This window comes from Thiohalocapsa sp., from assembly GCF_022340605.1.
Lineage (GTDB): Bacteria > Pseudomonadota > Gammaproteobacteria > Chromatiales > Chromatiaceae > Thiohalocapsa.
The window spans coordinates 18,929-28,051 of record NZ_JAJDNQ010000101.1 but is presented as its reverse complement, the minus strand read 5'-3'; the positions used below and the strand labels follow the sequence as shown (position 1 = coordinate 28,051).

The window sequence follows — 9,123 nt, the reverse complement described above, 5'->3', positions numbered from 1 at the left end:
GGGCAAGAAGCCTGGCGGCATGATGACCGAAACGTTGACCCTTTCGGGCAAGGTCGTCGGCCTGAACAAGGCAAAGGGCACTGTGACGATCGAAGGCCCCAACACAACTCGCACCCTAGACGTACAGGACCCCACGATGCTCGACGGCGTCAAGGTCGGCGACGGTGTCGTCGCTACGTTCCGCAACGAGGTTGTCGGCGAGGTCAGGTAGTCGCGGCGCCGGTCCTGCGCTCTAGCCCGGCGAGAAGCTCAAACGCTCCTCGCCGTAACCTGTAACCAATGGCCCTGTGCCTGCAATGCCAAGCATTCATGCGAGTGCGCGGCTTTTGTAGACAACTGAATGAAACCGTACGGGATCTTGTCTGGCTGCTGCTGGCGCGTTTCTCCTTTTGTGGCCACCATCGGCTATTAGCTGTTCTGTCTGCAGACACATAAGGCGGACCTGGAAGCGGCGGCGGGCGATGCCATTGGGGGCCGGTGGCGATCGACGGCGTTGACGTTCCCGCCCCGCCGCCACGACACCACCACGATCAGCTGTTCCAGCATCTGCATGAGGGCGCGAGACGGGAGGGCTCCGCAAACCTGAGCGGGCGCGATGGCAGTCACTTGCCGTCTAAAGGACGATTCGGCGCCGTAGGCATCATGTCTGGCGTCGATGCTTCAGGCCAGACCGCCGCGATATTCGCGAGGTGTCATGCCCGTCAGCCGCTTGAACGCCCTGGAAAAATGTGGCGTGTTCTCGTAGCCGGCGGCAAACGCGATGTCGGCGATATTCAGGTCGGAATCAGCCATCAGGTCGGACGCGATCGAGAAACGCGCCTCCTGGACGATGTCGGAATAGGTCGAGCCGGTTTGCGCCAGCCGACGCTGCAAGGTGCGCTCGCTCATACCGACGATCTCGGCCACCACCGATAGGTGTGGATGCCCCTGAGCGAGATAGGGACGGATGATCGCGCGCGGTGCGCTCACGAAGTCCCAGGCGTCACCCCGGCCAGATGGCGTTTGCGGGGGGATCGGCGGATTGCCGACGTGATCTGGTCTTAACCGGCGGTCGATGCCGGTCCGCGCCATGTCGGCCACCGCGACGAGTACCGAACGCACGCCTGGCCGGTCAGGATGCGGGTGTTGCCGTAGGCTTCCAGCGTGGCCTCGGATGGCCGCCCGCGCGAGACGAAGGTGATCTCGACCGGGCGCCGAACAGTTCCGGCGGCACTGCGCACGATATCAATGATCCCCGCGATCACCTTCCACTCGGCGAATCCTACAAAAGGACTGTTCTGAAAGCCCAGTACTTCGCAAATCACGCGTCTATCGGCGCCTTCACGGCGGATGTCGATCTTTACGGCGCCGTTTTCCCGGTGCACATGGTTGGACAGGGCCTCGATGCGGGAAAGTCCGGTGGGAGCCCGGATCACTGCGCGGTGTAAATCGGGATGCAGCGTACTGAGCGAAGCCGCGCGGCCCGCGAGGAAGCCGAGCTCCATGATCCCTACCTCGCGTCTCGAGCGCCAAACCCAGTCGAGGGCGCGAGGCAAACCGACGTAAGCATCGGGTGTTTGTTCAATAAAAACAGGGAGCCGCGAGCACTCCAACGCTCGCTGCACCGGCTCGCCAGCCGCTCGGAGGACACCGATATAGTCGATCAGATGCTGCGCCCGGACGACGGGAATATTCAGGTCGCGATCTCCGTGATCGGCTGGAACGGGGACGCCCCCGCAGATTGGCGTGACATGGTCAGACCGAGGCGATCAAGCCTGACATCATTCCCGTAGATATATGGTTATCACAGCAATGATTCCAAATTTCCGTCCCAAGCCTGAGCAGACAACGTCTCGCAGTCAGAGCGGATTCATTCATCCACGCGGTCACGCGAATAAGTCATGCTCGTACCTGTCCCTCGCTATCGGACGCTGGCCGCCCTCGCGGTCTTCGGCCTGTCGACGTCTCCGCTCACCTCCCTCGCGGCGGATCAGGTCGATCCCTACGACGGTAGCTGGCACTTCACGCTGACGCCCTACGTCTGGCTGCCAAACATCAACGTATTTCTGCCGCACGATCGACGGACGGATTCTGGGGTCCGACCTCGGCGATTTCAGCGTCAGCACCGAGATCGGCCCGAACGACTATCTGCAAAACCTTGAGTTCGGCGCCATGGCCACCGGCGAGGTACGCAAGGGCGACTGGTCGGTGTTCACCGACATCATCTACTTCGACTTCGGCGATCAGCGCTCGCGGAACGGCAAGAATGATGCGGACCTGCGCATGACCGGCCCGGCCCTGGGGGCGACCTTCCGCTGGTAAGTGCAGGATCTCGACTCCGATCCCAACGCGTTCCGGAAGAGGCATTGCTCCCGGTGCATGGCCTTCGCTGGACTGGTTATCGCAATTTTGATGCAGCGCGAGGAATTGCAGCTTCAACGCGAAGAGCTTAAGCGGACGAACGAAGAAATGCGATTGCAGCGCTTCGAGCGAATGTTTTTCGAGATGCTTCGGCTGCACAACGAGATTGTGAACGCGATGCGAATCGACTTCGCTGGAGAGCGATACGTTGACGAAGCAGGCCCCCCAGAACTGATTTCCACTCCCGTCATGGGCCGAGACTGCTTCCGGGAATTCGAGCGGCAACTCGACGGGTGCCTCGATCGGCAAGATTTGCCACACGAGGATCTCGGCAAAAGGTCAACTGGGCTTATATGAAATTCTGGCGCCAGAACCAACAATACCTAGGGCACTATTTCCGCCACCTCTATCGCACATTACGATTTGTGAATGATAGCGATGAACAGGACAAGGTCCTGTATTCGGGCATCCTGCGAGGGCAGCTATCCGATTTGGAGCTGAACCTCCTGTATTACAATTGCCTGTCGAGTCATGGCAGAGAAAAATTCAAGCCGCTGGCTGAGAATTACGCGCTGTTTGACAATCTTCCGATCGATTCAATCGACCGTAAGCACCTATCGCTTTATTCAGCGGAAGCCTGGGGAGACCAAGCCGAACGCGTTGCAAAGATGGCGGCTTCTCGTACAGGGATGAGCCAGGGGACCAAGGATGACGAGGCGGCGTCTGAACGCTGATGCGCGGGTTCGTGATCGCGCCGGCGGGTTTACAAATAGCGCTCCGGCTCTATATTTTGTCAACCGGGCATCGCGAGGGCAGCAACCATGATCGGACTGCGCATCAAGCTTGCGCGGCGCTCCGCCGGGCTGTCGCTGCGTGCGGCAGCCGAGCGTGCAGCCTCAGCCACACCATGATCGGCAAGTACGAGGGCGATGCCACGGTGCCGTCCTCGGACGTGCTGCTCAAGCTGGCCGAGACCTTCGGCGTGCGGGTCGAGTTCTTCTTCCGGCAGCGCGACGCGCGCCTTACCGGGGTCGAGTACCGCAAGGCGTCGCGCCTCGGCCGGAAGACGCTGGACCGGATCGAGGGCAACGTGCGCGAGCAGGTGGAGCGGTTTCTTTCCCTCGAAGATTACTTGCCGGCGCGGCCGATCACGCCGTTTGCGCTGCCGGAGACGTTGCCGCCAGCCATCTCGACGCTGGGGGACATCGAAGACCTGGTGCTCGGCCTGCGCGAGGGCTGGGGGCTTGGCAATGACCCGATCCCAGTCGTGACGGACATGCTCGAAGAGCGCGGCATGCTGGTGGTGCAATGCCCGGCCGGGCCGGAGGACAAGTTCGACGGGCTGGCCGCGGAGGTCGATGGAATACCCGTGATCGTCGTCGGGCGCGACTGGCCGGGAGACCGGCAACGCTTCACGCTGGCGCATGAATTCGGCCACGTGGTGCTGCGCGGACGACTGGCCGACGGTCTGGACGAGGAGGCCGCGGCGAATCGCTTTGCCGGCGCCTTTCTCGCGCCCGCCCCGGAGGTCATCAAGGAGCTTGGCCCGCGCCGGACCCGCCTGGAGCCGCGCGAGCTTTGCGTGCTGAAGCAAACCTACGGATTGAGCATGGGTGCCTGGCTGTTTCGCGCCCGCGATGTCGGGGTGCTCGATCAGCCGTCCTATGTTGCCGCGGTGAAGCAGTTTCGCATCAAAGGTTGGCATCGCCGCGAGCCCTGCGAGCCCTATCCGCCCGAACGGCCCCAGCTCTTCGAGCAAATGGTCTTTCATGCCCTCGCCGAGGACTACATCACCGAGTCCAAGGCCGCGGAGCTGTTCGGGCTGCCGTTGATGGACTTCGTCGCCCTACGGAACATGGAGCCCACCGATGCGGTTGTTGATCAGTGATGCCAATGTCCTGATCGACTTGGACATAGGGGGTCCTGCAGCGACTGTTCCAGCTCCGCGACTACCGATTTGCCGTCCCTGACGTGCTGTTCGCCGAGGAGCTGGCGAAGCATCACCCGCAGTTGCCCGAGATTGGCCTGGAATTGCTCACCCTCGGCGCGCCCGCGATCACCGAAACGCTGGCGCTGACGGCCCGCTATGCCGGCCCCGGCGTGAGCCTCAACGACCTCATGACCCTCGCACTCGCGCGCCAGGAAAGATGCCCGGTGCTCACCGGCGACCGCGTTTTGCGCCGGATTGCCGGTGACGAGGGGGTTGCCGTCATGGGCAGGCTTTGGCTTATGGAGCGGCTGGTCGCGGGCGAGGTGATCGGCATCGGGGAGGCAGAAGCCGCCTATGCGCGCATGCGGGCAGGTGGTCGCAGACTTCCATGGGATCAGGTGCAACGACAGATCGACCGGCTCGGCGGAGGCGACTTCTGATGACAGACAGCGTGGCGACGCCATCCGGCGGACTCCTGACCGATTCCGCATGGGACACCAAGTACAGCCCCGAGCACGGCGACCTGGTGCAGGGCTTCTACGTGCCGGCGCTCCAATGCGCCATTCGCTACGACCGCTCCACCGGCTTCTTCAACGCCTATGCCCTGGCGCTCGCCGCCCGCGGTGTCGAGGCGCTAATCGGCAGCGGCGGCAAGATGCGCCTCGTGGTCGGCTGCACCCTGAGCGCGGAGCATGTAGCGGCCATCGAGCAGGGCGCCAAGCTGCGGGATACGGCGGCGGCCATGCTGGCGGAGCCGCTTCGGGCAGGAGTACCCACGCATCCGCATCCTCAACCTGCACTACGAGGACACAGTGGAAGCGGATGTCTATCAGGCGCTGCGGCAGCGCATCGACCTGTTTCAGAGCTTCGTGGGGCGCTTGCAGCCGATCCTCTCCAGGCTGCCGGGCGCCATCAAGCAGGTCGCCATAGGCCGCGCCGAGCAGCGCGACCTTGCCCGCTCCAACCTGCTCGCCGACATCGAGTCAGAGGTGGACGCACAGGCCAACACCGGCTTCGACCTAGACGAGGTCACCGCCGCCGACCTGGAAGAGCCGCCGCGTCCGACGCCGGCCTATGGGCTGAACGAATTGGGGCAGGTGCTGCAACGCCCTGAGCTGTTGCCGCCGGGTGCGGAGGTCAGCCCACTGGGCAAGAAGGACTTCAAGTACCTCGCACCGGGGATGCGCGTTCCGATCCGCGTCACGACCGACCCCACCTTCTACGACCAGCACCCCGACAGCACCGAGCTTTGGTCGCCTGGCAGCCCGGTATTCCCGACACCGGAGGAGGCCACGTCGGCCGACGAACTGCAACGAGTGGATCTGAAGGCAATGCTGTCCGATAAGACAAGTGCCACCTGAACCTCATGGCGGCGGACACCAACACCTGGGAGCAGAGCGCCGCCTTCGCGCTCGACAGCCAGCCAAGCGTCGAGCGCTGGGTCAACAACGAGCACCCGGGCCTGCGCGTCCCCTACGGTAAGGGCGGCGTACCGGCCAGCCATCTGCCGGACTTCATCGCCGTGCTGCTGGCCGGGTTACGGCTTCTGATCGAGATCAAGGGCCAGTACGGCGACGACGCGGACCTGAAGGCGAAGGCCGCTCGGCGCTGGACTGCGGCAGTGACCGGTCACGGCGGCTTCGACACCTGGCAGTACGTCGTCATCCAAGACCCGCCCGCGCTGACCAGGTTGCTGGACGAGTTGGCACCGCAGAACCAGCCGGCGCTCGCGCTGAGCTGACGGCCTTCCGCTAGAGCCCGATCCGATACCCCCTGCTTGCAACGCGATCTCGCGCGCACGTGCGCGCGCACGCGCGCGGGGAAACTAAAGCCGCTTTGGCCCGCCTTCTTGGCCCATCGGCGCGCCTGACGCCTACCCTGCCCCTAGGCCGACTGTTGAGATTTGTAGCTCAGGTGTAGCTCAGTGGCGACCCGGCGAAGCCGGGCCGATTCGCGCACAAAAAAGCCGCCCGAAGGCGGCCGTTTCTGTTTCTGGTGGCTACGGCTAGATTCGAACTAGCGACATCGGCATTATGAGTGCCGCGCTCTAACCAACTGAGCTACGTAGCCGGAAAGATCGCGTAGTCTATCCTGGCAGGCCAACCCGGTCAAGCCCACGGGCATGAGCATTGGCGCCTGGCCTTTCCGCTAGACATTGAACCTGAAGTGAACCACGTCGCCGTCGCGGACGACGTAGTCCTTGCCCTCGCTGCGGAGCTTGCCGGCCTCCTTGGCGCCCTGCTCGCCCTTGCAGGCAATGAAGTCGTCGTAGCCGATCACCTCGGCGCGGATGAAGCCGCGCTCGAAGTCGGTGTGGATAACGCCGGCGGCCTGCGGCGCGGTGGCGTCCTTGGGGATGGTCCACGCGCGGCATTCCTTGGGGCCGGCGGTGAAATAGGTCTCCAGGCCGAGCAGCCGGTAGCCGGCGCGCACGACGCGGTTGAGGCCCGGCTCGTCGAGGCCCAGGTCGGCGAGGAATTCGGCCCGCTCGTCCTCGTCCAACTCCACGATCTCGGCCTCGATGGCGGCGCACACGGGCACCACCTCGGCACCCTCTGCCCGGGCATGCTCGCGCACCCGCTCCAGCAGCGGGTTGTCCTGGAAGCCGTCGTCGGCGACGTTGGCGACGTACATCGTCGGCTTGGCGGTGAGCAGGAAGAGCTCGCGCAGCTCGGCGCGCTCGTCGTCGGTCAATGGCATTGCGCGCACCGCCAGGCCCTGGTCCAGATGCGCCGCGACCCGCTCCAGCAGCGCCTTGCGCGCGAGCTGCGCCTTGTCGCCGGTCTTGGACGCCTTGACCGCGCGGTCCAGCGCCTTGCCGACGGTCTCGAGATCGGCGAGCGCCAGCTCGGTGTCAATGACTTCGATGTCGCGCACCGGGTCGACGCTGCCGGCCACGTGGGCCACGTCGTCGTCCTCGAAGCAGCGCACCACGTGGGCGACGGCGTCGGTCTCGCGGATGTTGGCGAGGAACTTGTTGCCGAGCCCCTCGCCCCGGGATGCGCCGGCGACGAGGCCCGCGATGTCCACGAACTGCATGGTCGTGGGCACGACCTTGGCCGGTTGGACGATGGCGGCGATGGCATCGAGCCGCGCGTCCGGCAGCGGCACGACGCCGACGTTCGGATCGATGGTGCAGAAGGGGTAGTTCTCCGCAGCGATGCCGGAGCGGGTCAGCGCGTTGAAGAGCGTGGACTTGCCGACGTTGGGCAGGCCCACGATGCCGCATTTGAAGCCCATGACTGGGGACCGGTGGGTTGGCTCGACAGAAAGCCCGCCATCATAGCCCAACCGGCCCGGCGCTGTATGCGCTGGCGTGCCTCAGCAGCCCTCACTGGCGTCGCGGTTGTAAACGTCCTCGAAGCGAACGATGTCGTCCTCGCCCAGATAGCCGCCGGACTGCACCTCGATGATCTCCAGCGGCACCTTGCCCGGGTTCTCCAGGCGGTGGGTGGCGCCGACGGGAATGTACGTGGACTGGTTCTCGGCCAGCAGGAAGGTCTTGTCGTCGCAGGTGACCCGGGCGGTGCCGGACACCACGATCCAATGCTCCGCGCGATGATGGTGCATCTGGAGGGACAGGGACTCGCCCGGGCTCACGGTGAGGCGCTTGACCTGATAGCGCGGGCCGGCATCAATGGACTCGAACGCGCCCCAGGGTCGATGCACGCGCTGGTGATGGCGATACTCGCTGCGCTGCGCACCCTTGAGGAACTGGGTCACGACCTTGACGTCCTGGGCGTGGTCCTTGTCCGCAACCAAAACGGCATCCGGCGTTTCGACAATGATGCAATCGTTGACGCCGACGGCGGCAACCATGCGGTGCTGCGCCAGCACCAGATTGTTGGTGGCGTCATGCACGAAGGCGTCTCCCTCCAGCACATTGCCCGCGGCGTCCTGCTCACGCACTTCCCACAGCGCCGACCAGGCGCCGACGTCGGACCAGCCCACCGACAGTGGCAGCACTGCCGCCGGCGGGAGATCGGCGGCCGCCTCCGGCGCGTCGGCAGACAGGCGCTCCATGACGGCGTAGTCGATGGAGTCGCTGGGGCAGGCGGCGAAACACCCGGCATCGAGCCGCTGAAAGTCACCATCGCGCGAGCCGGCAGCGAGCGCCGCCTCGCAGGCATCCAGAATACGCGGACGGAAGCGCCGTATGAGCGCCAGCCAGACGGATGCGCGCAACATGAAAATACCGCTGTTCCACAGGTACTCACCGCTGGCCACATAACCCTCGGCGGTGGCGAGGTCGGGCTTCTCGACGAAGGCGTGCAGGCCGAACGCCTCGCCGCCGAGCCCCGCGTGCGGATAGGGCTCGCCCTGACGGATGTAGCCATACCCCGTCTCGGGCTTGGTGGGCACGATGCCGAAGGTGATCACCGCACCGGCGTCGGCGAGCAGATAGCCGTCGGCTACCACGGCCCGAAAGCCGGCCGCATCGGCAATGGTATGGTCCGCGGGCATCACCAGCAGCACCGGATCGGTGTCGCCATCGCCAATGCCGGCCGCCAGCGCCGCCAGCGTCAATGCCGGCGCCGTGTTGCGGCCGATGGGCTCCAGCAAGATCGACGCACAATCGCGCCCCAGCACGCGAAACTGCTCCGCCACCAGAAATCGATGCGCTTCATTGCAAACCACGAGCGGGTTCTGCACGCTCAATCCGAGTCTGGGGTGCTCGGCGGCGAGGTGGTCCAGCCGCAGCGCCGTCGCCTGAAGCATGGTGTGCTCCCCCGCCAAGGGCAGGAACTGCTTCGGGTAGGCCTCGCGGGACAAAGGCCACAAGCGCGTGCCGGAGCCGCCAGACAGAATGACGGGGAGCAGGGACATAATGCGTTCCTCCAATATTGCCGGCA

At 64.7% G+C, this 9,123-nt stretch carries 10 protein-coding genes, 1 tRNA gene and 1 pseudogene; 6 read left to right on the top strand and 6 right to left on the bottom strand.

Annotated elements, in window-relative coordinates:
- Positions 1 to 211, top strand: a pseudogene (locus LJE69_RS13405) (hypothetical protein); the annotation flags it as partial.
- A gap of 449 nt (positions 212 to 660) precedes the next feature.
- Here LJE69_RS13405 and LJE69_RS13400 read toward each other — a convergent pair.
- From LJE69_RS13400 to LJE69_RS13390, 3 genes are all read right to left on the bottom strand, one after another.
- Positions 661 to 888, bottom strand: coding sequence for a helix-turn-helix transcriptional regulator (locus tag LJE69_RS13400; protein ID WP_296925848.1), 228 nt, complete (start codon positions 886 to 888; stop codon positions 661 to 663).
- A 152-nt stretch (positions 889 to 1,040) separates the two neighbouring features.
- The gene (locus LJE69_RS13395; RefSeq protein ID WP_296925846.1) at positions 1,041 to 1,484 is read right to left on the bottom strand and encodes a hypothetical protein; all 444 of its coding nucleotides are present in this window, start codon (positions 1,482 to 1,484) and stop codon (positions 1,041 to 1,043) included.
- Between the two features lie 550 nt (positions 1,485 to 2,034).
- A complete protein-coding gene (locus tag LJE69_RS13390) occupies positions 2,035 to 2,661 on the bottom strand; it encodes a hypothetical protein (RefSeq protein WP_296925844.1) in 627 nt (208 codons plus the stop codon).
- Between the two features lie 32 nt (positions 2,662 to 2,693).
- Here LJE69_RS13390 and LJE69_RS13385 point away from each other — a divergent pair, with 32 nt between their 5' ends.
- The 5 genes from LJE69_RS13385 (at position 2,694) to LJE69_RS13365 (ending at position 6,011) form a co-directional block, all read left to right on the top strand.
- On the top strand, positions 2,694 to 3,074 hold the full coding sequence (locus tag LJE69_RS13385) for a putative phage abortive infection protein (RefSeq protein ID WP_296925842.1): 381 nt from the start codon (positions 2,694 to 2,696) through the stop codon (positions 3,072 to 3,074).
- Positions 3,075 to 3,247: 173 nt separating this feature from the next.
- Positions 3,248 to 4,228: an ImmA/IrrE family metallo-endopeptidase gene (locus LJE69_RS13380; protein ID WP_296925840.1), complete on the top strand. Its 981-nt coding sequence runs from the start codon at positions 3,248 to 3,250 to the stop codon at positions 4,226 to 4,228.
- Between the two features lie 83 nt (positions 4,229 to 4,311).
- On the top strand, positions 4,312 to 4,710 hold the full coding sequence (locus tag LJE69_RS13375; RefSeq protein WP_296925838.1) for a PIN domain-containing protein: 399 nt from the start codon (positions 4,312 to 4,314) through the stop codon (positions 4,708 to 4,710).
- Between the two features lie 372 nt (positions 4,711 to 5,082).
- Positions 5,083 to 5,631 (top strand): hypothetical protein, encoded by a 549-nt coding sequence (locus tag LJE69_RS13370; protein WP_296925836.1) that lies wholly within the window; start codon positions 5,083 to 5,085, stop codon positions 5,629 to 5,631.
- Between the two features lie 5 nt (positions 5,632 to 5,636).
- Positions 5,637 to 6,011 carry a hypothetical protein gene (locus LJE69_RS13365; RefSeq protein ID WP_296925834.1) on the top strand — a complete coding sequence of 125 codons (375 nt, stop codon included), beginning with the start codon at positions 5,637 to 5,639 and terminating at the stop codon, positions 6,009 to 6,011.
- A 252-nt stretch (positions 6,012 to 6,263) separates the two neighbouring features.
- Here the strand turns inward: LJE69_RS13365 and LJE69_RS13360 are convergent.
- From LJE69_RS13360 to LJE69_RS13350, 3 genes are all read right to left on the bottom strand, one after another.
- Positions 6,264 to 6,340 (bottom strand) — tRNA-Met (locus tag LJE69_RS13360).
- A 78-nt stretch (positions 6,341 to 6,418) separates the two neighbouring features.
- Complete coding sequence (gene ychF / locus LJE69_RS13355; RefSeq protein WP_296925832.1) at positions 6,419 to 7,510, bottom strand: redox-regulated ATPase YchF; 1,092 nt, start codon at positions 7,508 to 7,510, stop codon at positions 6,419 to 6,421.
- A gap of 81 nt (positions 7,511 to 7,591) precedes the next feature.
- Positions 7,592 to 9,097, bottom strand: coding sequence for a mannose-1-phosphate guanylyltransferase/mannose-6-phosphate isomerase (locus tag LJE69_RS13350; RefSeq protein WP_296925829.1), 1,506 nt, complete (start codon positions 9,095 to 9,097; stop codon positions 7,592 to 7,594).
- Positions 9,098 to 9,123: the final 26 nt, after the last annotated feature.